This window comes from Paraburkholderia sp. (assembly GCF_035501035.1).
In the GTDB taxonomy this organism is placed as follows: domain Bacteria; phylum Pseudomonadota; class Gammaproteobacteria; order Burkholderiales; family Burkholderiaceae; genus Paraburkholderia.
Window position 1 is genome coordinate 1 of sequence record NZ_DATJWR010000408.1, and the last position, 26,813, is coordinate 26,813.

A 26,813-nucleotide genomic window follows, 5' to 3' on the forward strand; every position below is an offset into this window, starting at 1 on the left:
GCCGATCCTACCGGCGCTTGGGGGCGAGCGTGATCCGCAATGGCGCGAGGTGCTGTACCGCCTCGCCGGTCGCATCGAAGCCGCGGGCGCCGTCACGCCCGCGCTCGCAAACGTGCTCGACGCATTGCGCGCCATGGACCAGGCGCAGCTCGACGCCCAGGCCGATGCGATCCTCGCACAGCGCTACAGCGAAATCGCGCCCGCCACCGCGCCGTTCATCATGGCCGAGCTGCAGGTGGTGTGGACCGACCTGGCAAGCCGCATCGACGTGCGGGACGTGCCCTACGTCGATGCGCCCGGCGTGTGCCCCGTGTGCGGCTCGCCGCCCGTGGCCAGCATCGTGCGCGTGGGCGGCGCGTATCAGGGCTATCGCTACACGCAATGCGCGCTGTGCGGCACCGAGGCGCACGTGGTGCGCGTGAAGTGCACGAACTGCGATTCGACCAAGGGCATTGCGTATCAAGGGATCGACGGCGGCAACGCCGCACTCAAGGCCGAATCGTGCGACGAGTGCCATACGTATCGCAAGATCGGCTATCAGGAGAAGGACCTCGACTTCGAACCGCTCGCCGACGACCTCGCGAGCCTCACGCTCGATCTGTTGATGAGCGATGCGGGCTATCGTCGTGCGAGCCCGAATCCGCTGCTTTGGCCTGAAGTGCCCGGGGACCAGTGAGGAGCCGCGCAAGACATGAGTGAAACCGTGGGGCAGGCAACGCAGCGAGACGCAGGCGCGCTCAATGCGCTGCTGGCGAAGATGCCGGCCGTCGAGCGCGTGATTGCGTCGCCGCTCGCGCAACCGATGATCGCGCAGTACGGACGCACCCAGGTGCTCGACGCCATACGCGCAACGCAGGACACATGGCGGCGCGATGCGCAGGCAGGCGCGTTTGTGCGTGCGCCGGGGCACTCCGAACCATTCGCGCTGGAACGCTTGCTCGAGGCCACCGGGCAGCGCCTTGCTGAGCGCGCGCGAAGCCGCCTTCGCCCGGTGTTCAATCTCACGGGCACGGTGCTGCATACGAATCTGGGCCGCGCGCTGCTGCCCGAGGAAGCCGTGAAGGCCGTGGTGCAGGCGCTCACGCAACCCGCGAACCTCGAATTCGATCTCGAGAGCGGCAAGCGCGGCGACCGGGACGACCTCATCGACGGGTTGATCTGCGAGCTGACCGGCGCGGAGGCCGCAACCGTCGTCAACAACAACGCCGCGGCCGTGCTGCTGCTGTTGAGCGCACTCGCGACGCGCAAGGAAGTCGTCGTTTCGCGAGGCGAGCTCGTCGAGATCGGCGGGGCTTTTCGCATACCCGACATCATGAGCGCCGCGGGCGCGCGCCTGCGCGAGATCGGCACGACGAACCGCACGCATCTTAAGGATTACGAAGCAGCAATCAACGCGCGCACGGCGCTGCTGATGAAAGTGCATTGCAGCAACTACGCGATCAGCGGCTTCACGAAAAGCGTGGAGTTGGACGAACTCGCGCCGCTGGCGCGGCAGCACGGGTTGCCCGTGGCAGTCGATCTCGGCAGCGGCACGCTCGTCGATCTCGCGCAGTGGGCGCTGCCCGCCGAGCCCACCGTGCGCGCGACCGTCGAAGCGGGCGCGGACCTCGTGACCTTCAGCGGGGACAAGCTGCTCGGCGGCCCGCAGGCGGGCCTGATCGTCGGGCGCAAGGAGCTGATCGCCAAGATCAAGAAGCATCCGCTCAAGCGTGCGCTGCGGGTGGGCAAGCTCACGCTAGCGGCGCTCGAACCGGTGCTGCGACTCTATCAAGCGCCCGAATTCCTGCAGGAGCGCCTCACCACGCTGCGCCTGCTCACGCGTCCCGCCGCGCAGATGCACGAAACCGCGGAGCGTGTGCTACCCGTGTTGCAGCGCGCGTTGGAGGAAACGTACGCCGTGAGCGTCGAGCCGATGTTCAGCCAAATCGGTAGCGGCGCGCTGCCCGTGGATGTGCTGCCGAGCAGCGGGCTCGTCGCGCGCCACTCGGGCAAGGGGGGCAGCGGCCGTGCGTTGCTGAAGCTCGAGCGCGCGTTGCGCGGCCTGCCGCGGCCCGTGATTGGCCGTATCGCCGACGACGCCTTGCGTCTGGACCTGCGTTGCCTCGAACCGGCGGACGAAGCGGCCTTCGTGGCGCAACTCGCGGAGCTGCGCCTGTGATCGTAGGGACGGCTGGCCACATCGATCATGGCAAGACGACGCTGGTCCGCGCGCTGACCGGCGTGGATACCGACCGCCTGAAAGAGGAGAAGGCGCGCGGCATTTCGATCGAGCTTGGTTATGCCTATCTGCCGCTTGCCAACGGCGACGTGCTTGGCTTTATCGACGTGCCCGGCCACGAAAAGCTCGTGCACACGATGGCGGCGGGTGCGTGCGGTATCGACCTTGCCTTGCTCGTGATCGCCGCAGACGACGGCGTGATGCCGCAGACGCGCGAGCACCTTGCGATCCTGCAGATACTGGGCGTGCGCGAGGGTGCGATTGCGCTGACCAAGACCGATCGCGTGGATGCGGCGCGGCTCGACGCCGTGCGTGCCGAGATTGCCGCGTGGCTCGCGGATACGATGCTTGCGCACGCACCGGTTTTCGAAACTCGGGCGACACAGCCCCACGACGAAGGCGTGGCGCGCCTCGATGCGTGGCTGCGCGAGCGCGCGATCGCATCGCGGGCGCGGCGCGACGATGGCCTCTTTCGTCTGGCGGTGGATCGCGTGTTCACGTTGACGGGTCAGGGCACCGTGGTCACCGGAACCGTATTTGCGGGGCGCGTGCAGGCGGGCGATTCACTCGTGCTTGCGCCCGCCGGCGTGCCGGTGCGCGTGCGCGGCCTGCACGCGCAGAATCGCGCGGCGCAAACAGGCCACGCGGGCCAGCGTTGCGCGCTCAATCTCACCGGCATCGACAAGGAACAGATCGCACGCGGCGACTGGATTGTCGATGCGCGACTTGCCGAGCCGGCCACGCGACTCGATGTCGAACTGCAACTGCTCGGCGATACGGGCATCACGTTGCAGCACTGGTCGCCACTTCATGTGCATCTCGGCACGACGCATCGGGTTGCGAACGTTGCGTTGCTCGAAGGCGAGACGCTGGCGCCGGGGAATACCGCGCGCGTGCAGCTCGTGTTCGACACGCCGTTGCAGGCGTTACCCGGAGACCGTTTCATCGTTCGCAACGCGCAGGCGAACCGGACCGTGGGCGGCGGGCGCGTACTCGATCCGTTCGGTCCGTCGCGCCGACGGCGCACACCCGAACGCAGGGCATGGCTCGATGCATTGCACACGTGGCTCGACGAAGCCCGCCTCGCACCGCTGATCGAAGAAGCGCCGCGCGGCATATCGCGCACGACGTTGATGCAGCTGACTGGTTACGACGAAGCTGCGCTCGATTTGCCCGACGATGCGATGGCAATCGCGCCGCAGGGTCGCGACGATGCAGGTACGGTGATCGCACGCGCGCACTGGAGCGGGCTCATGGCGCGCATCGGCGAGACGCTCGCCGAGTTTCATGCGCGCTCGCCCGACGAGCAAGGCCCGGACGCGGCCCGCTTGTGGCGCATGGCGGCGCCGCTCGTGAGCGACAGCGTGTGGCGTGCCGCAATCGACGCGCTGGTGGCCGAGGGAACAGTGGCGCGCAGCGGACCGTGGTTGCACCTGCCTTCGCACGCGGTGAAACTCGATGCCGAAGACGAAGCGCTCGCGGCGCGGCTGATGCCGTTGATCGCGCAGGGGCGTTTCGATCCTCCGTGGGTGCGAGACCTCGCACGCGAAACTCGGCAGCCCGAAGAAACGGTACGTGCGTTGCTGCGCAAGCTCGCGCGGCTCGGCATGGTCTACCAGGTCGTGCGCGATCTCTTTTACGAGCGCGACGTGGTGCAAACGCTCGCGCGTATCGTTGCGCAGATCGCGGCGGAGCAGGGCGATGCCGTGAGCGCTGCTGCGTTTCGCGACGTCACGGCATTGGGCCGCAAGCGCGCGATCCAGATTCTGGAGTTCTTCGATCGCGTTGGATATACTCGCTTCCAGCGCGACAGGCATCTGTTACGGCTCGATAGCCGGATGCGCGAATGGTTGTAGGCACATGCGTGTGTGCTTGCAATTGCAGTGTGGTTGGTCAAAGGAAGGCATTCGTATCGGGTGGTACGGCCGGGCTTCAAACCCGGTTGGGGGCGTCAGCCGCTCCCGGGTCGGTTCGACTCCGGCTGCCTTCCGCCCGGCAAGGCTTCCCGGGCAATCCAATATCTTCCGCAGACATCCTCCAGGTTGCTGATTTTAAAGAAGTTTATGGGTAACGACGTGCTTGCTGCTTCCAGTAATGTCCCGCACAATTTCCGCACGAAGTATGGGTAGCGGCATGGGTTTTGTGGGTAGGAAGGGAGGGCAACATGGCAGGACGACAGTTGCATCGGCTGAGCGCGCTTCGGGTCGCCAAAGAGGTGGCACCAGGCCATTACGCCGACGGCGGCGGCCTCTACATGCAGATCGCGGGCAGTGGCGCGCGCTCGTGGGTGTTTCGCTTCAAGCTTAACGGGCGCGTGCGGGAGATGGGCCTCGGTCCGCTTTCGCGAGTCTCGCTTGGCGAGGCGCGGAAACTGGCCGCCGGATATCGTGACATGGTCAAAGACCTGATTGATCCCATCCTTGCGCGACGTGAACAGCAGCGTAGGCAGTTGCTCGATATCTCGTCGGAGGCCAACGTGACATTTCGTGAGGCAGCTGAAGCGTTTATCCGCGCACAGGAACCTCAGTGGCGAAACCGCAAGCACGTCCAGCAATGGGGAAACACGCTCAGAACATACGCATATCCGGTGATCGGCGAAGTCCGGGTGCGCGACATCGATACCGCGATGATCGTGCGGATTCTCCAGCCGATCTGGACGAAAAAGGCGGAGACCGCGCGCCGCGTGCGCGGCCGCATCAAGGCCATCCTCGACGCCGAGACTGTGCTGGGCCATCGCACCGGCAGCAACCCGGCACGGTACGTTGACCATTTGCAACTCGTCTTGCCGCGATCAAAGAAGCGGTCGCAAGTGAGGCATCATCCTGCGTTGCCTTGGGAAGATATCCCGAGATTCGTGCGCGAACTGGAGCAACGTCCCCGGCGCGCAGCGCGGGTCCTGCACCTGCTCATCCTCACGGCAACTCGCACGAACGAGGTGCGCTTTGCGCGGCCAGAGGAATTCGATCTGGACAACCGTGTCTGGACAATTCCCGGCGATCGTACGAAAGGTGGTCGTCCGCTTCGCGTGCCGCTTTGTGAGCGAGCCCTCGAAATCGTCCGCAGTGCTCTTCCCAAGGCGAAATACGGGTATCTGTTTCCGGGCTGCAAGGAAGGGCACCCGTTGTCGAACATGGCGATGCTTATTCTTCTGAGACGCATGTCAAGGCATGGGATCACAGTACATGGTTTCCGATCGACGTTCCGCGACTGGGTGGCAGAATGCACGGAATACCCGGACTCGCTGGCGGAAGAAGCCTTGGCTCACATCATCACTTCGCAGACGGTGGCGGCATACCGGCGCCGCGACCAGCTTGAGCGGCGCCGCCAGATGATGGAAGACTGGGGAAGGTATTGCGGCAAAGGCCAGGAAAACATCGGGCAAATGGCGTCGGCGGTATCACAAGCATTTGCCGCATGATTGCTGTTCGAACGCGCGCAAAGCCCGGCCATTCGACTGGCTTCCTGCAATCTCTCATTGAAGGTACTGGAGGGCGGGCGTTGACACGGGACTTCATCTTTGTGCGGAACATGGCTCTTGCATGGGGTGCAGGTGGTCGGAGGTTCAAATCCTCTCGCCCCGACCAGTATTTCTCCCTGTCTGGCGGGCCTTCGGGCCCGCTAGTCATTTGTGGCGCGGCTCCGTGTCCCTGTGGATGCTACAACAGCGAGCAATGATTACGCCGTGTGTACCCACCTCATCAAGCGCGGTTCCCGGTATTACATTCGCCGTCGCGTACCCTCAGATCTCGTCTCCATCCTCGGCAAGTCCGAAGTAACGAAAGCCCTCGGCACGTCCAACCTTGAGGACGCGAAACGCCTGTGCCGCCTAGAAGGTTCACGCCTCGATGCGGAATGGTCAGCCCTGCGCCACACACACGCTGCCGCCGATGTAGCAGCGCCTTCTCTCACAGCCGACGAGATACCCACGCCTACGGGGGGCGCATGGACGCGGGCGAGGGCGTTAAGTCCGCGCGAATAAGCACATTGAAATTGAGTCCGTGTGTTTATCGCGTGCTCGGGGCGGATGGTGCGCTGCCTTAGAATGGCGTCACCGTGTCCGCCGGAGCAGTGCTTTGCTGAAATTTGCTGAACAACCGGGACGGTTGCGTTCCTGGGCGTTTCAGTTCCATTGCAGCTCCTCCATATCACGCCTGCTTCCGGATGCGCCTGAAGCAAGCCTTCCAGTCTGTCGAAGGGGATCTTCTCCAGCTGGACGTTCACTTTACCCGGCGACTGCTGCGAGCCGTCGCTAACGCTAGCGCCGCCGCAGACACCAAAAGGAGCGTGCTGAAGCCGAAGGTGCTCGCGTAACCGCTAACATCGAACAGCACTCCTCCCACCGTCGAGCCCAGTGCAATAGCCAGCTGGACCACAGCGACCATCAGCCCGCCACCTGCCTCCGCACTTTCCGGCAGCGTTGTTGCCAGCCAGCTCCACCAGCCGACAGGTGCCGCGGTCGCGAGCAACCCCCACACGGCCAGCAGCCCAACAGCAGCGGCGGTTTGTTCTCCAAACAGCACCAGCGCCACGGCCACCGCGGCCATCGCGAGCGGGATGGCAACCAGGGTCCGATACAGGTTGCGGGAGAGGAACCAGCCGATGACGGCGGTGCCAATGAAGCCTGCCACCCCGATCGTGAGCAGTACCAGCGAGACGGTCGAGGCGTTGGTGTTCGTCGTCGTTTCCAGGAAGGGGCGCACATAGGTGAAGAGCGCGAACTGCCCCATGAAGAAAAGACCGACTGCAGCCATCCCCAGCAGCACCAGCGGATCCGCCAGCAGACGCAGTGCGTTGCGCGATCCGGGAGCTGGCGCGTCTGCCCGCATCGACGGCAGGCTCACCCATTGCCAGGCAAAGACGAGCACTGCGACGGGCACGAGACCGAAGAAGGCGCCGCGCCATCCGACCAGCGAGCCAATGAAGCTGCCCAGCGGTGCGGCGATGACCGTAGCGAGCGCATTGCCGCTGTTGAAGACTGCCAGCGCGCGCGGGACCTTCGACGCTGGCACGAGCCGGATGGCCGTAGCGGCGGATATGGACCAGAAGCCGCCGACGGACACCCCGATCAGGACGCGGCCCATCATGTACATCACAAGACCCTGCGCCGAAGCGATCAGGGCGCCGGACACGGCCATGGAAGCGGTCATACACAGCAGGATAGTCTTGCGATCCATCCGCCACGACAGCGCCGGAAGCAGGAGGCTCGTCAAGACAGCGAAGGCGCCGGACACGGCGATCGCCTGACCGGCCACGCCCTCGCTTACGCGCAAATCCGTTGCGATCGGGGTGAGCAGGCTGACCGGCATGAACTCCGATGCAATCAGTGCAAAGACGCACAGGGCCATGGCGAACACGCCACTCCAGTGACTCGGTTGTTGGTCGCCGGTAGCAGCGGCGACACGCGATTGTGCTGGCAGCGGCTTGCTGCAGACTTGGGGGGCGAGGGTCGGTGGAGCTTTAGTCATGTCTCAAATTATGGAGACGACCCGGGTGCCCTACTAGATAATGAAACCTGAATGCATTTAGTAGCCTGGCTAATGAATTGGAGGATGGGATCGTGGCAAGGAGGAACCTGAACGACCTGCTGGGGTTCGTGACCGTCGCGCGGGAGGGCAGCTTCACGCGCGCCGCAGCGAGTCTGGGAGTTACGCAATCGGCGTTGAGCCAATCCATCCGCGGGCTGGAGGAGCGGCTGCAGATTCGCCTCCTGACGCGGACGACGCGCAGCGTGTCGACGACGGCGGCCGGTGAACGCCTGATGCTGGCCATCGGGCGGCGTTTCGACGAGATCGAATCCGAGCTCGATGCCTTGACAGAGCTGCGGGACAAGCCGGCCGGCACGGTCCGCATTACCTGTGGCGATCACGTGCTGCAAAGTATCCTGCTGCCGAGGCTCGCGCCGTTGCTGCAGGACTACCCGGACGTCACGGTGGAATTCGACGTGAACTACGGGTTCCGCGACATCGTGGCCGACCGCTTCGATGCCGGCGTGCGTATTGGCAGCACGATCGACAAGGACATGATCGCCGTCGCGATCGGGCCAGCGCTGCGCATGGCGGTGGTCGCATCACCCAGGTATTTCGCAGCCCACCCGGCGCCGAAGCAGCCCCGGGACCTGACGGAGCATCGTTGCATCAACCAGCGCATGCCGACTTCCGGCGGCCTGTACGTGTGGGACTTCGAACGGCGCGGCCGCAAGGTCAACGTGCGCGTGGACGGGCCCCTCGTCTTCAACACCACGCCGCCGCAAGTGGAAGCGTCGCTCGTCGGCCTGGGCATCGCCCTGCTGCCAGAAGACGAGGTGATGGCTCATGTCAGCGCCGGGCGGCTGGTGCGCGTGCTGGAAGACTGGTGCTCGAAATTTGCCGGATACCACCTCTACTATCCGAGTCGACGACAGCCTTCTCCGGCGTTCTCGTTAGTCGTGGACGCATTGCGTTTTCGTGGGTGACGTCAACGAATCCCGAAAAACGAAATGCGACAGTAGGTTGCGGTCCGTCTGCAACGGCCGGTTCGCGTGATTGACTGGACGTCCAGCAACCAGCGCGTCGATCGTCCTAGGCGGGGGCGATGAGCCGGTCCGCCGCAGCGCGCTTGCGCTACGCATGAGTCGGTAACCGTTAAGGGTTATTCGATGCCTGCCATCGGCCACAGGAATGTGACGGTGCCTCCGCGCGTGTCGGCAGGCGTCGAATAAGCCTCGATGGAGGAAACCGCGGAGTGCCCCGAAGCGCTTGAAGTCTTCGCGGCTATATCCCGTGCCGAGGTCGGCCGTAGTCCGGATTGAGCTCTTTTGAAGGGTAAGGGTGCAGTTCGCGCTGGTGAAGGGTCCGGCGACGCAGGGCAGGGTCACGCCGATAGACCTGATGCGCCGGAAATAATGGCCCGGCCCATCGAGGTCGAATAGCTCCTCCGGGAGAGTGAAAAGGCAGGAGCCGGTGGCGCGGAGCTGGACCAGTGCGAGTGGGGCAACCTGCAGCAGACTGACATGCTTGGTGAGCTCATACTCGCGCTGGTTCAGGTCGTGGTAGGCCATCTCCATGGTTTTCACGTCGAACAGCAGCTTCTCGCCAGCCAGCAGCCCCTCAATGCCGTCGAGATAGCTGAATCCGATGTAGCTCAGCGACGGATCGCCAAGTTCATTCTGCAACGCGCGCTCGGCCTTTTTGGCGACCTCGAAGGCGAGCTGGAACGAGTTGGCGTAGAGCGCTTTTACCTCACGCTTCATCCAGGTGTAGAAGCCGACAGTGGTCTCCTTGTCCGGAACGCCGCCGCCGATCGCGTTGCCGCTGAGAAAGTCGACGATCTGCTGCGCGTTCTGCATCTGCGTCTGATGGTTCGTGTATTCCCTGTTGGCGATGGCTTCGCGGATATTAGGCGACTCAAAGCCACTCAACTGACTCGCCACCACCGAGAAGCCAGAGATATAGCCAAGCAGTTTCTCGCTTACGTAGGACGGCAACTCTTACCCCGAATCAACATGCCATCGGCGAGAAGCCGCTTGTGATGGACTTCCTCCCAGTGAGCAGTCATGCCAGCATAGCGCCCGAGCTCCTCGTAACTCTTGAACCCGTCTATCCACGACGACCATCGGGATGGTGCAGCACCACGCACCATGGTCTACGCGGTCCGACGGCCGGTTTGCAAATGTCGAAGCCGGCTGTCTTCTTGCTGCTTCAGGTTGTTGAGGAACTTTTGACGCCGGGCGGCGCCCCACGCGATGGGCGGAAGCGCCCATTACGGCAGTGGAAAATTGCTTTGTCCGAAAACGCCTGTCGTGACGACGCAAACCAGAAGCAGCAGAAGGCTGTCTTTCTGCTGCAGCCCGCACGCAGCAACTGCGTGACTGCACCTTAGGTGGTTGGGCATCACGGGTGGTTATACATCGTGTTCCAGTCGGCAGTTGAAACGCGGCTGCCACCAGCCTGCGACGCTCCGTTCGACGTACCGCCGTAACTCGTGGCGGCTTGCTGTTCTTGCGCATCTACCTTGGCTTCGGCGGCCTGCAGTTTCGCCGGATAAGTCGCGGCGTCACCGCCGTCCAGGTGGTACCCTGCGTTTTCGAGCTGGACCAGTTCGGCTTGCACCTGCGCGCGAGTCTTGGGAGCATCGGCCTGTGCATACGAAACGACCGGGACGCCGAGCGCGGCGGCCAACAGGCTAGCGATAGCGGCACGATGAGAAGTTTTCACGGTGGATTCTCCGTCGGGGAAATTGATGAATGCAGCTTACGCGGACCACGCTGTCGTATTGACAGCACGCAGATGAAAGTTAATTTAGTAATTTATGCATGGCCTGCGCGCGCGGCGCCGGTTGAGATGCGGGCCTGTACGAACTCCCGTGGGTAAGTCGGCGGCTTAAAGACGACGGCGTAATTTCGCACCATTCAGACTGGACGGCCGCGTCTGGAACCGGTAGTCTGAGACTGCTGGATGACGCAGTCTAGCTATGCTGGTCCTTACCGACGTTGTGGAGCCGCCATGGAAGTGAGCACGGAAACGCTTGTTGAAATGCTACGGGAAGTGGAAGCACAGGACCCCTGTCCGGCGACAATTACTTCTGCCGGCGTGTTGCCTCACGGGATGATGTTACTCCCGGGTAATTGTCACGGTTGAATGCTTTTGCGGTGAAGGCTGACGCTGCGTAGCAGCGTCAGCCTTCACCGCGTCCGCATCGCTGAGTATTCGGATCACCAACTCCCTCGCTCTATTCGATCGCCACGCCTTGACACGGCGCTGCAGGGTGCGCAGCTGGGCGCTGGAATACATGGTGGGAGCCATCGCCATGAGACGCTCATGCAGCTTCTTTGCCGTGATGCCGGGCTCGGTTTCGAGCCATTGCTGTATCTTCGGCCAAGTATGCTCGAACGGGTCCTCGCGAGTGCGCCAGTCATGTGGGACACGCGCTTCTCGGCGATGTGTCGGGCGGATCTCGCCGGCCTGCCAGGCTGTCCCAAGACTTGCCAGAAAGTCTGAGAGCGGCACCTCGCTGGCTCTCCTGATCTCCGTCGGTACTCCACCGGAAGCGCTACATTCGGCGACGCGCTGTTGAGCCTCGCGCATTCGACGCAGTAGATCCACGGGATCGAGCGCACGAAACTGAGTACGTAGTCTGCGTTTGGTTGCCTCCGGCACCGACGCCGAACGCAGGACGCGCTCAAGCGGCGTCAGGGGCGTTTCATAGCGCTTCGTTACCTTCGCACCGTTACGCGTCTTCGATTTCAGCTTGAAGGACGGCTGGAAGAAGTTGATGTACAGACGCGACACCTGATAAAGGGAGGCAAGGGTTGCCGTGGCTTCGAGGCCGCGTAGCCTGCCATAGCCAGCGAGGCGGCGCACGATGGCGCCGTTCTTTTGCTCGACCCACGCCTGATCGTTCTTCTTGTACGCACGCGAGCGCGTCAGTTCGATACCCGTTGCCTTGCAGAAGTCAAAGACGGCTGCGTTCATGAAGGCAGAATCGTTGTCACAATCGAGGCCGCGTAGCGGAAACGGCAACGCAGGGATGACGCACTCGATGTTCTCCAGAACGAATGAGCCGCTGCGAAGCGGCATGGCCAGGCACTCAGTCCAGCCTGTCGCAATATCCGTCATTACCAGGCTGTGTGCGAAGTCGCCGTCGATCTTGGTGCCACCGCAATGCTCGACGAAATCAATCTCGAGATAGCCGGGCAGCGGATCGTTCCAGTCGTTGAAGGTCCGGACCGGCACGGCTCGGCGAATCGCATTGCCGATTCCGCCAGCGCGTCGGCGCTGGCCGGAGAAGGCCTGTTCGCGCACATCGTGCAGCAGCCGGTCAATGGTAGCGGCGCTGATCTGGTTCAGCCGTTGGCGCACGTCCCTCGATAGCGACAGATGGCCATGCCGTGTCATCGAGTCGATCAGCGTCGGGATGAGCGCCTTCAGCCGCTTGCCACAGATCCGGTCAGCAGCCTCCCACAGCGTGATCACCGTCATAGCGTGGCTGCGGGCCTGGCTTCGCCCTTGGCGGCTGCGGCTCCCGGCACAGCACCCGGATCGCATGCTTGCGGTGATAGCCCGTCAATTCAATGAATTCGGCCAGGATCTGGCGTTTCTCCGTCCGGTCAGAACGGCGATACCGCTCGCCGACTGCTTCGGTCAATTCCCTTCGTGTTGTCATGCTGAGCCGCCTCGCCATAAGTCGTCCCCGTCAGCCGTCTGACAGGTAGCAAAATACTTGAGGCAACGAGCCTAGCTCGGTAACAAAAATCTTGAGTCAATGCGCCGGTGGCGACAACTAGATTTGCCGGTTTTCGACGGCTGACCTGTTGAGCACCAGCCAAGCTGGTTCTCGAAAACACGGTCCTCCACGCAAGACTGCTTATGCTCCAGGGGCAATACGTCGATGTGCAGTCGTTGCTAGCTCCCTTTACCCTCAAAGGGAGGCTGTAGGGCGCCCCGCACCGGTGGCACCGAGTAAGCAGAGGAGGCTTACAATCGGAACCTGGCGCTGTCCGCTCGCGCGGCGTAGCGCCAAACTCGGCGGTCTCCGACAAACCCGGCGCGGTTCAGGTCTGATAACCGGACCTCATCAAGTTAGAATCGCCGCTCCCTGCTACAGGGGGGCCGTGCTACATATCTGGCTGCATTGAAGCCACGCTTCCACAGAACGATTCGGGGATGGTAGTTGAAACACAGCAGAATTGCCGCCACTATTGGTGGCATTACGGTTGCGTTGGTGTATCAGTACGCGTCGGCTCAGAGTTCGGTGACTTTGGGTGGCATGACGGACATCAGCATCCGCTATCTGACGAATGACGATGCGGAAAACAACGGCAGGCTGTTCATGACTAACGGCGCAGTCATCAACAGTCACTTCGGGCTGCGTGGCACGGAAGACCTTGGCAGTGGCATGAAGGCAGTCTTCGAATTCGAAAACAATTTCAACCCGCAGAACGGCAGTCTGGGCGACTCGAGCCGGCTCTTCGACAGCGAAGCTTACGTCGGCCTTGCCAGCCAGTACGGTACGCTGACCTTCGGCCGCCAGAATACGCCGTTGTTCGACAAGCTCATCAGCACCTATGACCCGCTGACATACGCCAACTATCCGGAAAACTCGTGGTTGCCGTATGCACTAGGTGCGAGTCTCGCCGCAGACAATGCGATCAAATACGCTGGCGAGTTTCGGGACGTATACGTCGGCGCGTTTTATTCGTTCGGGAGCAACTACGAGTCAACGGGTGCAGGTGGCTTCTCAGGCCAGATTCCTGGCCATCTCGGCGCGGGCACCATGTATGCCCTGCTTGCGTCGTATGCGCACGGCCCGCTGAATGTGGGGGGCGGCATGCAGCAGGTGAGCGACAACTCGAACAACAAGCAGACGCTCTTTCATGCGAATCTGGCCTATACGTACGGCGACACGAAAATCTACGCAGGCTACATGCGCTCGCGCGACAATACTGGCATCGTCGATGCGTCGCTCGCCGAACAGCCGATTCCCGACATCAGCCAGTTGAAGAACACGGATCGCACCGACGATGGACCGTTTGCCGGGGTATCGTGGAAGGCCATCGGTCCACTGTTGTTGACCGGCGCGTTCTACTACGATCACATGCGAAATGCGACGACCACAGTCGGCGCACTGGCGAGTGGCAATCGCTACACAGTCGTCGCGCTAGCGGAATACTCACTGTCGAAGCGCACCGAAGTATACGGCACCGTCGACTTCAACAAGGTGAGCGGTGGTGCGGAAGTTGAGTTGCCAGGACGCAGCAACCAGACAGGAATCGCTCTTGGCCTGCGAAACTTCTTCTAACTGCTGATGTGGGCGTGGACAAATCCGACAATCGGACTTGTCGGTTCAAACGAAATATTGCGGAGGTTTAGGCCCCCTTTGCGGCTTTCGCAAGCGCTTCGGCGAGCTTGTCGAAATGCTTGAGGGCGGCAGGCGTGAGTTCGATCTGTTTGCGGCGCGAGTCTTCCGTGTCGCCCAGCGTGAGCCAGCCTTTTTCGCGCATCGACGTGATGCGGGCATGGAGTGTGGCGGGCGAGCCGAACTCGCTGCGAGCCATCATATCCCGAACCGAAAGCCGCTCATTCTTCTGCGTTATACGCGCGACGAATTCGAGGATTTTCTCTTCGAGCGGATCGAGCGTAGGCAGTGTGGGCAGGCCACGGAGTGCTTCGGTCAGTTGCAGGAATCGGAGATAGATGTCGGCTGGACGTTTCATGGTTCGCGCACCGCATAGGATGGCGCTCGCTCAACGACGCGCGAGCGATGGCGCGGCCAATTAAAACGAATGGGAGGACGCTGGCTTCATGGCTTGAAGCACGGATTCGGACAATTTTTCGAAGTATAGCAGGGCCTCAGACGTGAGATCGATTTGCTTGCGTCGTACGTCTTCCGTGTCGTTGAGGGCAATCCATCCCTTGGCGCACATAGATGCAACGCGCGTGTGAAGTGTTGCCGGCGAACCGAGTTCACTGTGACCCATCATGTCTTTGACGGACAAGCGGTCCTTGTTCTGGAATGCGCGTGCGACGACTTCGAGAATCTTTTTTTCAAGTGGATCGAGCGGGGCCAACTCAGGCGGACCAGGCTGCGCTTCGATCAGCTGCAAAAAACGAAGATAGGTATCGGCTGGACGTGTCATGAGCTCATTTCAGGTGCAAGACTTCCTCACATTTTCAAACCCAATTTCATTTTCGCTAATGTCTAGCTTACGTTTACATTTTTTGTTAGTGGTGGGTACGGCTGTCGCGTTCATCCTTTCTCTCTGGATTAATCAAGAGGTGTTCACGCACACTGAATTTGTGCGCGGGGTGAACTGGATCTATTTGCCATCAGGCGTCAGACTTCTGAGCACCTTGCTCTTTGGTGGAGACGGTGCGATTGGCCTGCTGATTGCGAGCTGGCTTGTTGACTTCTTCTACTTTTTTCCGCATGACCCGGTCCGCTCATTTGCCGGCGGTATTATCGCAACGGTCGCACCCTATGCGGTCTACCGCCTAGCAAGAGAGTGGTATGGATTGCATGCCTCCTTGACGAATCTCACACCGAAGCGGCTGCTCGTACTGGCGCTCGCGTATTCGATTTCGAATCCGCTGCTGCATCACATCTGGTTCGCGCTGCAAGGGAACACGCACAACCTCGTCGAAAGCTTTCTCATGATGTGCGCGGGCGATCTTACCGGTGCGCTCATCATGTTGTATGTCGTGAAGGCCATTCTCGCGCTGCTTCCGAGACCGAGTCGGCCGGTCAATTGAACGATGGTGAGGCAGCAGTCGGTATAGTCGTCGTCCTGGCAGCGTCTTGCAGCAACCCGCTCAACCGATGATGGAAGTCCAGCCAGTCAATCGCGAGCAGCGGGATTGTCCGATCGCCACGCGAACGATACGACAGGAATCGCATCCAGCCATCGAGGAATATGTGACGCCCGGGGCGAAGCAGGCAGGGCCCCCTTGCAATCCCCGGGTAGTCGGTCATCCGAGATTGCGGCGCGAGGCTTTCGCGCAAGGTGGTGTGGTGGTCTCCTCGCGCGTGTCCGTTCGCTTCCTGATTACCCAGATAACTCTGGACGATCTCGTCCACGGAATGGGTCGGAAGTTCGATGAAAGACACGCAGACCCTGTCGAGAATATTTGATGCGGCGGCTTGCTCGGCTACATCGATGGTCGTACGACTGAGGGCCAACTGTCTCGCGCTTTCGGGTAATGCCCCGAACGTGGTCTCGCCGCAGCGCAATTCGTCCTGAAAGAACGGATAGCACGCGAGCCACGGGCCGGGAACGCGACCGGCCGGTTGGTGCAACGGGGTCAACTGGTCGGGCAGAACAGTCTCGCCCACACCAACGATTTCTCTCAGGTTCATTGTTATATAAAATATAACGTTAACGTGCCGTGTTAGCAAGCGTTGTAGCGGAAAGCATCCGCTACAAGGAATGTCGGCCGAGCCGACATTCCCTAGAGCCTGCTCAGATTACCAATTCGAATCGTCGTTCGAGGACGTATTGCCGCTTTCCGACGCATGCCGTTTTTTGACATGGAGCGCGACAACACGCGTGCTTCCCGGCGCGCTTGCCTCTTTCGGTGCCGTTGCAGCTACCTGGGCGCGCAGCTCCATGCTGCCTGGCGTGAACGGAGCAGGAATCTGAATACCGTCTTCGACGATGTGACCGTAGGACAGGTTGGCGCTCACGCGATCGATCTGCACGCTGCAACAAGGCGTTTCCGTCGGCCCCAACGATTGCCCCGACTGTGGGTCGATGATCGGCTTGCCGAGCGACACAGCCTGATAGGTCGCGCCTTCCTGCACGGCGTCGCCGCCCTGATTGATGACGACGTTCTTTCCCTGCACCTGGACGACCGACAGCGGGTAGCTGCTCTGCAGGATCGAAGCGACAATGCTGTGATCCATCGAATCCATCATCCCGGAGGCGAGTTTCTTGCCTTCGACCGACACACCAAGCGTTGTCGGCGCCGCGGACGGAAACTCATACTTGAACGACTGCGACATCACCATTTGCCCGGTGACCGCATTGACGACGCGGAACGCAACTTCGCCGCCACCGGAATAACTCACCAGCGTACGATCGGCCATTTCGAGCTTATGCTCGTGGCGAACGTATTCGAAGCGATTGATGGTGGGGATAACGATCAGATCGGCTGCCAATTGCTGGCCCAGCCGCGCCGTGTCGGCCGGCGTAGTATTGCCCGCCTGAATCCGGCTGATTTCCGCATTGATCTCGGCATCCGCATTACGATCCAGCACGGTAAAGCGATGCGTTTGCGTCAGTGCTTCGGAAATCTTCGACTGCACTTCGGCTGCGATGGTGTCGGACGGGATGACACTGTCGCCAACCTGGTATGTTGCCTCATGAACCTGTGGCTGCGCGACGACCACTCTCGTCAGCTTCGCTGCCTCGGATTCCCGATAGGTTGCCACATCGGCGCCGATGCGGACTTCCCATTGGGTAACGTAGTCAACGTGTTTTTTGTCGTAGTCGACCTGTTGGGCGCCTTGGTGCTGATCCCAGGAGCCCTTCAGTTTGTCGGACTTGCTCGCCGATGCATCGCCGGACGCGCTTGCATCCACGCGGGTGGAATCGTTGCTGCCCGAAAATTCGGCTTGCTGGGCGACCGAAGTTTTGGATGAACTCGATGCATTCACGTCGCCTTTGTTCCAGCTTTCGCCTTGCGATGCCTTCAGGCTTTCCTCATCCGTGCTGGTCGGCGTGCTGATCTGCCGTTGCGAAAGGATCTGGAAATGCGACACGGCACCCGAAGTGGCGGTTGCAACGGCTTCAGCGAAACCCGGGGACGAAACGTTGGCCCCGTTCGCGGAAGCGCCGGTGCCGATCTGCAACGAGGCGGCGTCGATACGCTTGCCGTTGGTCTGCTCGATGGCGAGCCGGATCGCGTTGTTGACGGCCGCTTCCAGCGTTGGGCCGGTAGCTGCGACTTCAACGTGTTGGGTCGTCACGCCGCCGAAGTCCGGCTTGGCTCTGAGCGGCGCAGACGCCGGGGTGGCAGCGGCTTGCTGCACGGCCGAAGCAGCCGGCGCGGAGGCCGCTTCGTTGTCGGCTGCTTTTTTCTGGCAGGCCGCGAGCGAAATGGCGGCTGCCAGAACGCCGCAAGTGACTTTGATCGAAGGAGATATCATGGATATTCGTGGAAAAAGTATTCCCCCGCAACGCGGGGGATACCTCGTTCAACCGTCGAGGCCGCCGAGGGCGGAAGTCGCGTCGGCGGGCACCTTCACGCCATTGCTCTGGCCGATGGTCACGGTCTTGCGGAAGACATCAAAAAGATTCTTCGAGTAGGCCGGCGTGGACTCGGCGATGAACAAGCCCGACTTGAGCTTCGACGTCCCGATGGACAGCAGGCTACCGACGTTCGAGCCTGCATTCTTGAGACCGGCAGTGAACGTGGCGGCCTTGCTCACCACGTCATGCGTCCCGATGATCCCCTTCGCGAAGTGCGGAAGGCTCTGAATGTAGTATTGCTTCTCTTCATCAGAGAGCGAGGCGCCCTTGCTCTGCCGTTCGGCAATCACTGCATTCGCCTTGTTCGACAAATCGACAGTCTTTTTGATCGTATCGGAATCGACGCCGTCGCTTTGCAGACTCTTCACCTGGGCGTCGCAAGCTGCAGCGTCATCTTTCAGGCCGTACGCCTTTTCCAGCAGCGATTGGGCCGTGAGCACCTCGATCTCGGATGCCACGAAGGCTTTCACCAGAGCATCCTGCGACGCGAGGTTGTCGGTCGCCGCATCGGACGACGAACCGCTCGACGACGAACCGCCGATCGCGGAAGAAACGGAAGAAAGACTGAACGCGTATGCCGAAGTGGTTGCGAAGAGGCCTGCCACGACATTGGCGATAACGAGCGCCTTGACCGGTTTCATGATTGTTTCCCTATTGAGTGGTGACTGAAACGAATGGTTAGTGAATGCCTTTGCTGCTTAGCTGGTCGATCATTTGATGCGCGGTCTGATCCGCAGCCTCCTTGAGCGCGTTGATCCGTGCGACCGAAGCGTCCGGTCCGAGCCCGGCGTACTGAATCGGGCCAATGGAGCTCAGCGTGCGCGCGAAGCGGCCCTGGACATCGAGCACCTTGCCGGTGACGACCACAAACACCCGCATGTTGCCGCTGACGGGATCGCGGTCGGCCATGCCCACATCCAGTGTCCCAAGCGCGAGGTAGTTCACGCCGGCGCGCTGAGCGCCTTGCGTGGTGTCGTACATCACGTTGGAGGGCAGGTCATTTCCGTGGCTATAGGCGGTTCGGATGCGCGCGATGTTGACAAGTCCGCCGCTCGCGCCTTCGACTTGATCGGCCTCGACCACGTTGTAACCGGCGTCCGAAAAGACGCCCGTCATTTGGCTGTCGACCTCGCTGGCGTTACTGACGCTCCAGTTCACCTTGTCGGCCTGGCGAAGGGTGCTTCCGCCTGTCGTCACGCTAGCGCTGGTATGAACGCTTTTGCTGTCGGACGTGCCGATATTGCCTGCGTGAATCGACTCTCCCTCGCTTGTGCGCTGGGAGAAGTTGCTGTCCGTGTCGGCACGCTTCGTGACACGGTCGTCGAAGCTTTGCACGCTGCTCTGGCTTCGCGCGAGGAACAGGAACGTCATGCTGCCATGGCCGCTCGCCGACGCGTCCGCCGCCGACGTCGAGCCCGTTCCGAGGTCATTCATCAGCTTGTTGCTGTTGACGTCGGCGCGTATCACGACGCTATACGTTTTGGCGTCCTTGTCCTGCTGCTCGTTCAGCGTCGTGCTTCCCAGAATGTAATCGTCGATGTGCGAGACGATGCTGTCCTTCTTCGCGTCGAAAATGCGCGACTTCGCTGCATCGGCATCGGCAATGTATCGCTCAAGCGCATTCACTTCGGCCTTCTTGATGGCTTCCTGCCGGTCGGATGCGCTCAGCGACCAGCCTGTATAGGTGACGCTGCCCATTCCTTTTTCGGAAACAGTTCCGGACCAAGCGGAGAAGGTGCTGATGCACAATCCAGCCGCAAGCGCGCTGCTGATCCACGGTTTCATCGACATGACTTGACTAGTTCCTCGAGAGATGAAAATTGATCGCGAGCCTGCCGGTTATCCGGCAGTCCTGAATTCAACCAGGCACTCCGGGAGTTGGACATGGCCTTGGTGAAGTTGTCGAACAGACTAAGCAGCGTGTCCGTTGAAAGAGACCAGTCGTCCACTGATGCCTGCGTCAAGGGAATCGTCTTGGACTCGCCCTGCTTGATCCGCTGCGAGAAGTAGACTTTTTGTGAGAGCGGTTCGAGTACGTCCACGTCGACGAAAGCGCCATACAAAAGCAGTGCATCAACGTTGGAGCGGGACTGCTCGAATTTCTTGAAGCCGGCCACGTTCAGATGAATTTCATAGTCTGCGTCCGGTATCTTCAGACTGACTGCGTCGCCCTCGATGAATCGGGCGGCCATTGATTTGCCGATGGCCTGATTGCTGCCATAAGGAAGAATGGAGAGCTGCTGATTGGCGCCCAGGTACTCGCCAAACTCCCTTGCAACCTCTTGCGTGAAAGCCGCCTGGTCCAACTGCGGGGCAACTTGTTGAATGTATTCGACAGCCTTCGGGCCAAGTGTCGAAACGGTTACGCGCAGATGTTTGTTGGCTGCATTGGGCACTTGCGAGCGTTCCAGTACCTTGACGAATTCGCTGGCCACGTCGTGCCTGTTCGGCGCGCCGACGATCATTTCGTGAAACGCCTTTCGAATGTCCGCATCGCCTGGCGGCGTCGAGCTGACGTCGATGTAGTCGATAGTGAACGGAAAGCCGCCCAGTACCTGCTTTTCCTTGAAGTCGAAGAACAGCGCTTCGCCGGAAATCTCCGTGCGCAGCTTGTAGACATTCCCTATGTGTTCGACCGAGGTCGTTTCCCCGTCGAGCGCCAACGCCAATGCGGTGGCTTTCGATGCATCATTGATCGAACCGAGAGAGTCGAAAGCGATCGATTCGGGCAGTGTCTGCCCTTGGATCAGGCTTCTGATCCGGCTGTTCAGCGCTACCGCGCCGTTACCGGTCAGTTCTATCGAAAGATGCGGGTAGCTGCGCGCGATGTCCGAGTCGTTGCTCGTATAGGCGACACCCGCAAAGTAGATCGTGCCTTCCGGAGCTGCGATTGCACTATGCGATGCAAAAACCGCAGCGCCGATTCCGGCGCTGCAGACCAGGCGGCGTAGCGCCGCGCCAGTCGTGTGCACTACGCGTGATGCGAATCTGGCGTGAATGCGAGCTGCAATGTCCAAAGTTGTCATGTTGTGAGGCGTTATTCGACATCGGTTGGGTCGACATAGTCGTGACCCGGTATGCGGAAGCTCCGTGTTGACTTGATCAAAACGCTATAAAAAATATAGCGATGTAGCCAAAGCAACACACGCTCAGCCGCTAGTGGGGTAACGACAGATTTTGATGAAACTTTAGGGGGCGCAGGGGGAGCCGCTTACGCTAAACCGAAAATCGATCGCAACTGCGAATCTGTCCGCCGCGGGGGAGTTAAACGAAAATAGTGATCAGAATGGCCAGTCATCGAGGAGCCCGAGCCTGTCAAAGGCGGCGCGGAGCTCCGTGTCTGTGTAGTCGACCACCCGTTCGATTTGAGCGTTCGGCACATCGGCGGTGCGCGAAATAGGGGGGACGCAAGCAGGCTGGAGCGGTGCCTCCTGGCCGATCGCGGCGAAGGCCGGTTCATCCCCGGCACATGCACGAACGGCGGCCGCCTGTGTAAGCGCGGGCGCCGCTCCGACCTTCAAACCCGTTCTCTGTCGCGCCGTTAGCGACGGTTCATGAGATAGTCTGATCCGGGCGCGCGTCCGTCCGCCTTCGAGCCGTCCGCCGGAAATTGCTGCCGCTGAGGCCGTTCTCCTCTCACGCAGCCTGGCGTGCGGACTGGTTGTTATAAGCGCTGTTCAACGCCACTTGAATGCGGAACATGCCGTTCGAAATGCGGGAGTTGCCGGGCCCTTGTGGCAACAAGGTCAAAATGCCCTTCATCGCATACAGCATGATCAGCGCGCCAGTGAGATCGCCTACAAACATGCTGAAGAGGCTCTCGAACCAGTTTATCGTCGCACCAGTCAGCGCAAACCACAGGTGATGAAACAGCGGATTCGCTACCGAATAGGCGACGGCGAGAGCAAGAAGTCGCTTCGGCGTCAGATTCGTTAGCGCCGCGCGCAATTCGTAATACTCCAGTGCGAGCCGGTAGACCAGATAGGGCGCCAACGACCCGAGGACAGCTCCCGCGACCGCACGTACCGGGTCGTGTGGAAACCAATACAGAAAATCGACGAGCAGACCTGCAGCCAGCAATCCCAGAAAACCATCGACACCGACCAGCAAAGTGCTAAGGAGCCGTATGCCGGACGGAAGATATACCCAGTTGATGCCCCGTACAAATGAGGTATGTGAAAACACCTCCTGGTTGATCCATAACGACACAATAAATGCAATCACAGTCCCCGTTATCGACCAGAAATGCAAACGTAAGCTCGACATGAGGTGAACATCCTCTACGTAGTTTTGATCAAAAATTTAAGGTACCGATTGTTACACGAGCGTCATCCACGCGCACTTGTTTACGGCATTTCGAAAGACTTTCTGAAAGTCTGCGGCATCGAAACTGGCAACCAGTTGTTCGTTATCCGCCGATCTTCCTGATGGACGCTCCCCGCTTCCAGGAGCCTGCTGGCGACTTCCTCGCCGGCGCGACGCCGGGCATGACACCTGAGTAGCGGACATGGCGGGGTGCGTGGCAGCAATGCTGACCCTGACCATTGTGCATATCGCCGTGTGTGCGGCGCCCCTGGCCTCCTGCTGGCGCAGCCGAAGTCGCAGTTCGCGTTCTTCGGGCAGGCGCGCGAACAATTGCAGGAAGGCCATCTGCCCGAAGTGATGATCTCTCGATCAAAATGGCGTCCACCGAACAGCTCTCCCGATTTTTCAGTTTGCTCATCGCAGGTCATCGGTTCGTTTGGCAGCGCGAACAGTTTCGGGCTCAACTACGAGACGGGTCCGCTCGGCATCGGCGTGGCGTACACCGAGGTCAAGTACGGCGGCGCGGCGAGCGCCGATCCGCTCGTGCCGATCCGCAACTGGGGCGTGCGCGCGCAATACGACTTCCGCAACCTGATCGGCGCCGCGCTCTACACGACAGCGCGCAACTGCGCGAGTGGTGCATACGTCTATCAGGCCGAAGCCGGCGCGAGCTGGCGCATCACTGTGGCCTTGTCGTTTGGCGCGAACTGCACGTACATGAAGGGCAACGAGGCGTTCTCGAACAATCATGCGAATCAGGTCCGCACGGCACTGAGCTACTCGCTGTCGAAGCGCCCGCTCGTCTTCGCGCAGGGCGTCTATCCGCGCGCGAACAGCGGCGCGCAGGCGGTGATCGTGGGTATAGTCGACGGCGAGTTGGGCTCGGCGACACAGGCGATCGCGCGTATCGGCATTCAGACGGCCTTCTGCGCACGCGCCTTCGCCCAAACCAGGCTATAAAGCTCGCCGCCTGCGCGTCACGTCGTTGAGCAGCCGGTCGGCAGCCTGATCGGTCAGGCCCTCCGTGAGCTTCGCTACGCATGCGCTTACCTCGGACGCTTCCGAGCGCAGCCAGGCGGCGATCGTGTCGATCCGCTCGGGCTGCATGCGATCCGTCACCGCCGCAATCCCAAGTGAGGCGATTGCAGGCTTGCCGGTGGCGCTTACTACGGCCACGGCCACGGCCGACATGCCCTGAATCACGCCGCCATTGTTGATCGCATAGCCACGGCGGCGTGTGGCCTCGACTTCCTCGAACACACGCGACGGCGTGCGTCCAGGATAGTTCTTGAACCGCTCGGAATTGTTCTTCACGACCAGTTCCACGTCGGCGTCCGCCAATGTCGAGAGCAGCGCCATGCCGTTCGCGCCCGCACCCAGCGGGCGGCGATCGCCGACATCGAGAGTCAGCACCTTGATCGGGAAGCCGCCCTCGACACGATCCACGCACACCGCGTCGTAGCCGGCCCGCACGGTCAGAAACGCGGTGTCGTCGGTTTTCTGGGCAACGCGCAGAGCGAGTCTCGGCAGGTTGGACGCCTCCGGGGCGTCATCGGTACTGCTGACCAATTACGGCAGCGCGGGATTCTTCAATGTGCGCGCGAGCCAGCCCACCTACCGCAACCTGGCGATCACGGCCGGCGGCGCCTCGCTGTAGGCCAACAGTCTGGAGACAGCCAGTGCACTCAACGACTTTTCCGCGAATACGAACGCGCTGCCGCTGTTGATCGATGGAGCCAAGCGCGACCGCACTGTCTGGTCCGGCGACATCGCGATCGAAGCCCCCACCTTGTTCTACACGTCTGCGCAAAGCGATGCCGTAGCTGGATCGATCAGGCTGCTGGGCAGCTATCGGCTTGCGAATGGCGAAGTGTCGACGACGCACAGTCCGCAAGATCCCCTGATTAGTGGCACCGCCGACCCGTATGGATCATCGAGCTTCTATTCGGCGCAGTACTCGATGTATTACATCTCGATCGTGCATTGGCAAGCTCACCCCGCTGCAAGCCCTGCCGCGTGGAAGAGGTGAGGAGGTAGAACGGGCTGCTGCGGCCCTCGCGGCACGCCAGGGGCCTGTCGGACTTTCAGCGCCCGCCGAGCAGGTGCCTAAATGTTGGGCATATTTCGCGAGCTACGGGGCAATCAAAGAGCTGCGTGTGCCGTTTTGAATCGTTTGACCGCCCTGTAGCGCGCATTGGATGGTCAAGTCCGACAAGCGCCTCGGCGTTGCCTTTGACCCCTACTGCCACGAGCCCGGCATTTCGCGAACTGCATTGCGCCGTCGCCGATTTTCCTGCGGCAATATTCCCGGGACCGATGCTGGAAACGTGGCCACGCGCCCCCGCCCTTGCCAGCGGCCGGGCATCAGGCGTTTGACTCACCCCGGCGGGGAGCCGGTTCCTGCCGTTTCGTTGTGCCCAAACCATGAAGACAAGGGCATGCAGATTGCGGATGCCCTTGATAGTGTTGACGCCGACGCCCCTTTGATCCACATGCCGAATTTCCCGCGATCCGCCGCACTGCATGTCGAATCGCTGATCTGGGACGAGTTTGTCGGAAATGATGGTTCAGTGCGATCCCGGCATACGGGTCAATCGGACATCGGCACCGATAGTCTTGAAAAGCTGGGTCCTCGAAGCCCGTCAGAAACGGCTGATGAAGCTGGCCGCCTGAACTGCAAAAAGCGTGTCCAAACAACCGGAGCCGGTACACTGCGTGTCGCTGATGACACGCCGGGTGACAACGCGGTTCTCTTTCACAAAGCTGCGCTCGTTTTGCATTCAAGGGCAGACGCACACCGGCTTCTTGTATCCTGGAGAAGACGACGAGCGGTTCGGGCTAGGTACCACAGGGCAACCGACGCTTTGGGAATTGGCGCGAGCGCTTTCGCAAATCCGTGTCTACTTTTAGCGCCTGACCGTAGTACGCCTTGTCTCCGTCGCGCAGATGCACCAGCGATGCAAACTGGCCGAACCGGGTCCCCTTCGTCACCAGGATGGCTGCAGTTGTGCCTGCCCTTGTATCGATCGCCAGGCGTATCAGACAGGCGCGGGGTTCGTGGTCCCGAGGGATCCGATGAAGATTGCAGTATTTTTCATAAAATTACTGCAATCATGAGCTCGCGTTTTGCAGTAAAATTCTAAAAAATACTGCAATTCGCTGACATGCACGGACTTCCTCTTTACCAGCGACACGACCAGGCATTTTGCTCCCAGTACGCGAACGTCGAGCAAGCGGCCGCCAGCCAGGGGCGGGTTCTCGTGGGCGCGCCGGGCACGATCATCGAGCACCATCGCGGGAACGCTGTCTACTATTACCGGCAGTTCATGAACGCGGAAGGCAAGCGGCAGCAGGAGAGTCTTGGCGGACCCAAGGGCGATCCGGCGGCCGACGAGCGCGTCGCTGCGGTGATGGCTCAGATTGAGCAGTCCAAAGACCTCATCAGCCGCATCCGGGAACTCGCGAAGCTCGGCTTTCAGATTGCCGACAACAAGACCTACGCGACCATGGCGGTCCTCCACAATCACGGACTTTTCCAGGCCGGCGCGGTGCTCGTGGGCTCTCACGCGTACGCGGTTCTGCTCAACAGCCTCGGCATCAAGGCGCTTGCCTACGAGACCGAGGACATCGATATCGCGCGCGCCCGCCAGCTCGCGCTACAGGGTGTGCCGTCGGGCGGCCTGCTCGAAATCCTGAAAGAAACGGGAATCGACTTCGTGCCGGTGCCGGGGTTCAACAGGGGCGATCCGTCCACGTCGTTCAAGCAGGCGGGTCGGACGCGTTTTCACGTCGATCTGCTTGTGCCTTCGAAGGACAACACATTTCCGACCGTCGCCGTTCCAGAGCTCGGTGCGCATGCGAGCGGCATGCCTTATCTCGCCTACCTGCTCGGCCAGTCCCACATGGGCACGCTGCTTTCAAGGCACGGCGCGGTGCCGGTTCGCGTGCCGGACCCCGCACGCTTCGCGATCCACAAGATCCTCGTTTCACGCCTGCGCACCAACATGTTGGTCAAGTCGCAGAAAGATATCCAGCAGGCGTGCGTGATGCTCGCGATGCTCGGCGAGCACAGAAGCGGCGATATCGAGCTCGCCTGCTCGAATCTCCCGAGGTCTGCGCGCCCGATGGTTCGCCGTGCGCTGCCCGATGTACGCAGCATGCTTGAGGCTCATGAGGGAGCACTATTCGAGTTTGAGGATAGCATCGGTGCGTGACACGCCGTGCCGCGCTTCGATCGGCGCGGAACCGCATATGGCCAACCACCGGTGCTGTATGCCATCCCGTCACAGCTCATTGCGTGTGTGGATGCCGTCGTTCCGGTTGTTTGCGCAATCCACAGGCACTCTTCTTTCTCGACACTGCCGTCGCGTCGGACCGTAGCCTCTACCGCGGAAGCGGTTTAGTGTACGCCCGTGATGGCGTGCCATTTGCAGGGTGCAAGTCCCTGCCGGAGTTGGCCACAGCTCCGTAGCCGAAGGTAACTGCGTCGTCGTGAGACGGGGTGGGGAGTAACCGGAGGCGAACTGTCGGTCCGTAGGCTAACGAACCTGTTTCGGCGGAGTATCG

At 61.0% G+C, this 26,813-nt stretch carries 24 protein-coding genes and 1 tRNA gene; 12 read left to right on the forward strand and 13 right to left on the reverse strand.

Annotation, left to right across the window (positions count from 1 at the left end; genetic code table 11):
- The 6 genes from fdhE to VMJ11_RS29310 all read left to right on the forward strand — a co-directional run.
- On the forward strand, positions 1 to 676 hold a 676-nt coding region (gene fdhE / locus VMJ11_RS29285; RefSeq protein WP_325624250.1), incomplete at its 5' end, for a formate dehydrogenase accessory protein FdhE.
- Positions 677 to 691: 15 nt separating this feature from the next.
- On the forward strand, positions 692 to 2,158 hold the full coding sequence (selA, locus tag VMJ11_RS29290) for an L-seryl-tRNA(Sec) selenium transferase (RefSeq protein ID WP_325624251.1): 1,467 nt from the start codon (positions 692 to 694) through the stop codon (positions 2,156 to 2,158).
- A complete protein-coding gene (gene selB, locus VMJ11_RS29295) occupies positions 2,155 to 4,074 on the forward strand; it encodes a selenocysteine-specific translation elongation factor (protein ID WP_325624253.1) in 1,920 nt (639 codons plus the stop codon). Before selA ends, selB begins: the two co-directional genes overlap by 4 nt.
- 42 nt (positions 4,075 to 4,116) lie before the next feature.
- A tRNA-Sec gene (locus VMJ11_RS29300) sits at positions 4,117 to 4,209 on the forward strand.
- A gap of 173 nt (positions 4,210 to 4,382) precedes the next feature.
- Positions 4,383 to 5,636, forward strand: coding sequence for a tyrosine-type recombinase/integrase (locus VMJ11_RS29305; protein ID WP_325624255.1), 1,254 nt, complete (start codon positions 4,383 to 4,385; stop codon positions 5,634 to 5,636).
- 264 nt (positions 5,637 to 5,900) lie between these two features.
- Complete coding sequence (locus tag VMJ11_RS29310; protein ID WP_325624256.1) at positions 5,901 to 6,197, forward strand: DUF6538 domain-containing protein; 297 nt, start codon at positions 5,901 to 5,903, stop codon at positions 6,195 to 6,197.
- Between the two features lie 238 nt (positions 6,198 to 6,435).
- Here the strand turns inward: VMJ11_RS29310 and VMJ11_RS29315 are convergent, their stop codons facing one another.
- Positions 6,436 to 7,563 carry an MFS transporter gene (locus VMJ11_RS29315; protein WP_325624284.1) on the reverse strand — a complete coding sequence of 376 codons (1,128 nt, stop codon included), beginning with the start codon at positions 7,561 to 7,563 and terminating at the stop codon, positions 6,436 to 6,438.
- 212 nt (positions 7,564 to 7,775) lie between these two features.
- On the opposite strand from VMJ11_RS29315, the gene VMJ11_RS29320 reads away from it, so the two are divergent.
- The gene (locus VMJ11_RS29320) at positions 7,776 to 8,669 is read left to right on the forward strand and encodes a LysR family transcriptional regulator (protein WP_325624258.1); all 894 of its coding nucleotides are present in this window, start codon (positions 7,776 to 7,778) and stop codon (positions 8,667 to 8,669) included.
- Here VMJ11_RS29320 and VMJ11_RS29325 read toward each other — a convergent pair.
- The 3 genes from VMJ11_RS29325 to VMJ11_RS29335 all read right to left on the reverse strand — a co-directional run bounded on the left by VMJ11_RS29325 (position 8,637) and on the right by VMJ11_RS29335 (position 12,174).
- A complete protein-coding gene (locus VMJ11_RS29325) occupies positions 8,637 to 9,680 on the reverse strand; it encodes a hypothetical protein (RefSeq protein WP_325624259.1) in 1,044 nt (347 codons plus the stop codon). The two genes, VMJ11_RS29320 and VMJ11_RS29325, sit on opposite strands and share 33 nt — an antisense overlap.
- A gap of 406 nt (positions 9,681 to 10,086) precedes the next feature.
- Complete coding sequence (locus VMJ11_RS29330) at positions 10,087 to 10,410, reverse strand: DUF4148 domain-containing protein (protein WP_325624260.1); 324 nt, start codon at positions 10,408 to 10,410, stop codon at positions 10,087 to 10,089.
- A gap of 396 nt (positions 10,411 to 10,806) precedes the next feature.
- Positions 10,807 to 12,174 carry a transposase family protein gene (locus VMJ11_RS29335; RefSeq protein WP_325624262.1) on the reverse strand — a complete coding sequence of 456 codons (1,368 nt, stop codon included), beginning with the start codon at positions 12,172 to 12,174 and terminating at the stop codon, positions 10,807 to 10,809.
- Positions 12,175 to 12,865: 691 nt separating this feature from the next.
- Between VMJ11_RS29335 and VMJ11_RS29340 the strand changes: the two genes are divergently transcribed.
- Positions 12,866 to 13,993: a porin gene (locus tag VMJ11_RS29340; RefSeq protein WP_325624263.1), complete on the forward strand. Its 1,128-nt coding sequence runs from the start codon at positions 12,866 to 12,868 to the stop codon at positions 13,991 to 13,993.
- Between the two features lie 67 nt (positions 13,994 to 14,060).
- Here the strand turns inward: VMJ11_RS29340 and VMJ11_RS29345 are convergent, their stop codons facing one another.
- Entirely contained in the window at positions 14,061 to 14,408 is a 348-nt protein-coding gene (locus tag VMJ11_RS29345) for a winged helix-turn-helix domain-containing protein (RefSeq protein WP_325624265.1), read from the reverse strand.
- A gap of 60 nt (positions 14,409 to 14,468) precedes the next feature.
- Positions 14,469 to 14,831: a winged helix-turn-helix domain-containing protein gene (locus VMJ11_RS29350; protein WP_325624266.1), complete on the reverse strand. Its 363-nt coding sequence runs from the start codon at positions 14,829 to 14,831 to the stop codon at positions 14,469 to 14,471.
- A gap of 58 nt (positions 14,832 to 14,889) precedes the next feature.
- Here VMJ11_RS29350 and VMJ11_RS29355 point away from each other — a divergent pair, with 58 nt between their 5' ends.
- Entirely contained in the window at positions 14,890 to 15,444 is a 555-nt protein-coding gene (locus VMJ11_RS29355; RefSeq protein WP_325624285.1) for a hypothetical protein, read from the forward strand.
- Here the strand turns inward: VMJ11_RS29355 and VMJ11_RS29360 are convergent.
- The 6 genes from VMJ11_RS29360 to VMJ11_RS29385 all read right to left on the reverse strand — a co-directional run bounded on the left by VMJ11_RS29360 (position 15,437) and on the right by VMJ11_RS29385 (position 22,208).
- Positions 15,437 to 16,048: a hypothetical protein gene (locus VMJ11_RS29360; RefSeq protein ID WP_325624268.1), complete on the reverse strand. Its 612-nt coding sequence runs from the start codon at positions 16,046 to 16,048 to the stop codon at positions 15,437 to 15,439. The genes VMJ11_RS29355 and VMJ11_RS29360 overlap by 8 nt on opposite strands.
- 108 nt (positions 16,049 to 16,156) lie before the next feature.
- Entirely contained in the window at positions 16,157 to 17,839 is a 1,683-nt protein-coding gene (locus VMJ11_RS29365) for a CsgG/HfaB family protein (RefSeq protein WP_325624270.1), read from the reverse strand.
- A gap of 48 nt (positions 17,840 to 17,887) precedes the next feature.
- Complete coding sequence (locus VMJ11_RS29370; protein WP_325624272.1) at positions 17,888 to 18,583, reverse strand: hypothetical protein; 696 nt, start codon at positions 18,581 to 18,583, stop codon at positions 17,888 to 17,890.
- Between the two features lie 37 nt (positions 18,584 to 18,620).
- Entirely contained in the window at positions 18,621 to 19,733 is a 1,113-nt protein-coding gene (locus tag VMJ11_RS29375; protein WP_325624273.1) for a hypothetical protein, read from the reverse strand.
- Entirely contained in the window at positions 19,724 to 20,968 is a 1,245-nt protein-coding gene (locus VMJ11_RS29380; RefSeq protein WP_325624275.1) for a hypothetical protein, read from the reverse strand. The genes VMJ11_RS29375 and VMJ11_RS29380 overlap by 10 nt, the downstream gene beginning before the upstream one ends.
- Positions 20,969 to 21,578: 610 nt before the next feature.
- The gene (locus tag VMJ11_RS29385) at positions 21,579 to 22,208 is read right to left on the reverse strand and encodes a hypothetical protein (RefSeq protein ID WP_325624276.1); all 630 of its coding nucleotides are present in this window, start codon (positions 22,206 to 22,208) and stop codon (positions 21,579 to 21,581) included.
- A gap of 294 nt (positions 22,209 to 22,502) precedes the next feature.
- Between VMJ11_RS29385 and VMJ11_RS29390 the strand changes: the two genes are divergently transcribed.
- Positions 22,503 to 23,207, forward strand: a complete 705-nt coding sequence (locus tag VMJ11_RS29390) for a porin (RefSeq protein WP_325624277.1) — start codon at positions 22,503 to 22,505, stop codon at positions 23,205 to 23,207.
- Here the strand turns inward: VMJ11_RS29390 and VMJ11_RS29395 are convergent.
- Positions 23,202 to 23,816 (reverse strand): IclR family transcriptional regulator, encoded by a 615-nt coding sequence (locus VMJ11_RS29395; protein WP_325624279.1) that lies wholly within the window; start codon positions 23,814 to 23,816, stop codon positions 23,202 to 23,204. The genes VMJ11_RS29390 and VMJ11_RS29395 overlap by 6 nt on opposite strands.
- A 154-nt stretch (positions 23,817 to 23,970) precedes the next feature.
- On the opposite strand from VMJ11_RS29395, the gene VMJ11_RS29400 reads away from it, so the two are divergent.
- Complete coding sequence (locus VMJ11_RS29400) at positions 23,971 to 24,276, forward strand: hypothetical protein (RefSeq protein ID WP_325624281.1); 306 nt, start codon at positions 23,971 to 23,973, stop codon at positions 24,274 to 24,276.
- A 1,135-nt stretch (positions 24,277 to 25,411) separates the two neighbouring features.
- The gene (locus VMJ11_RS29405; RefSeq protein ID WP_325624282.1) at positions 25,412 to 26,461 is read left to right on the forward strand and encodes a GSU2403 family nucleotidyltransferase fold protein; all 1,050 of its coding nucleotides are present in this window, start codon (positions 25,412 to 25,414) and stop codon (positions 26,459 to 26,461) included.
- The last annotated feature ends 352 nt before the right edge of the window (positions 26,462 to 26,813 follow it).

Bases quoted from the DNA above. Each gene is read 5' to 3' on its own strand.
- VMJ11_RS29365 (WP_325624270.1), bottom strand. From the start codon at position 17,839: ATGATATCTCCTTCGATCAAAGTCACTTGCGGCGTTCTGGCAGCCGCC.
- VMJ11_RS29405 (WP_325624282.1), top strand. From the start codon at position 25,412: ATGCACGGACTTCCTCTTTACCAGCGACACGACCAGGCATTTTGCTCC.
- VMJ11_RS29350 (WP_325624266.1), bottom strand. From the start codon at position 14,831: ATGACACGTCCAGCCGATACCTATCTTCGTTTTTTGCAGCTGATCGAA.
- selA (WP_325624251.1), top strand. From the start codon at position 692: ATGAGTGAAACCGTGGGGCAGGCAACGCAGCGAGACGCAGGCGCGCTC.
- VMJ11_RS29375 (WP_325624273.1), bottom strand. From the start codon at position 19,733: ATGTCGATGAAACCGTGGATCAGCAGCGCGCTTGCGGCTGGATTGTGC.
- VMJ11_RS29385 (WP_325624276.1), bottom strand. From the start codon at position 22,208: ATGTCGAGCTTACGTTTGCATTTCTGGTCGATAACGGGGACTGTGATT.
- VMJ11_RS29355 (WP_325624285.1), top strand. From the start codon at position 14,890: ATGTCTAGCTTACGTTTACATTTTTTGTTAGTGGTGGGTACGGCTGTC.
- VMJ11_RS29380 (WP_325624275.1), bottom strand. From the start codon at position 20,968: ATGACAACTTTGGACATTGCAGCTCGCATTCACGCCAGATTCGCATCA.
- VMJ11_RS29345 (WP_325624265.1), bottom strand. From the start codon at position 14,408: ATGAAACGTCCAGCCGACATCTATCTCCGATTCCTGCAACTGACCGAA.
- VMJ11_RS29370 (WP_325624272.1), bottom strand. From the start codon at position 18,583: ATGAAACCGGTCAAGGCGCTCGTTATCGCCAATGTCGTGGCAGGCCTC.
- VMJ11_RS29305 (WP_325624255.1), top strand. From the start codon at position 4,383: ATGGCAGGACGACAGTTGCATCGGCTGAGCGCGCTTCGGGTCGCCAAA.
- VMJ11_RS29360 (WP_325624268.1), bottom strand. From the start codon at position 16,048: ATGAACCTGAGAGAAATCGTTGGTGTGGGCGAGACTGTTCTGCCCGAC.
- VMJ11_RS29315 (WP_325624284.1), bottom strand. From the start codon at position 7,563: ATGGCCCTGTGCGTCTTTGCACTGATTGCATCGGAGTTCATGCCGGTC.
- VMJ11_RS29335 (WP_325624262.1), bottom strand. From the start codon at position 12,174: ATGACGGTGATCACGCTGTGGGAGGCTGCTGACCGGATCTGTGGCAAG.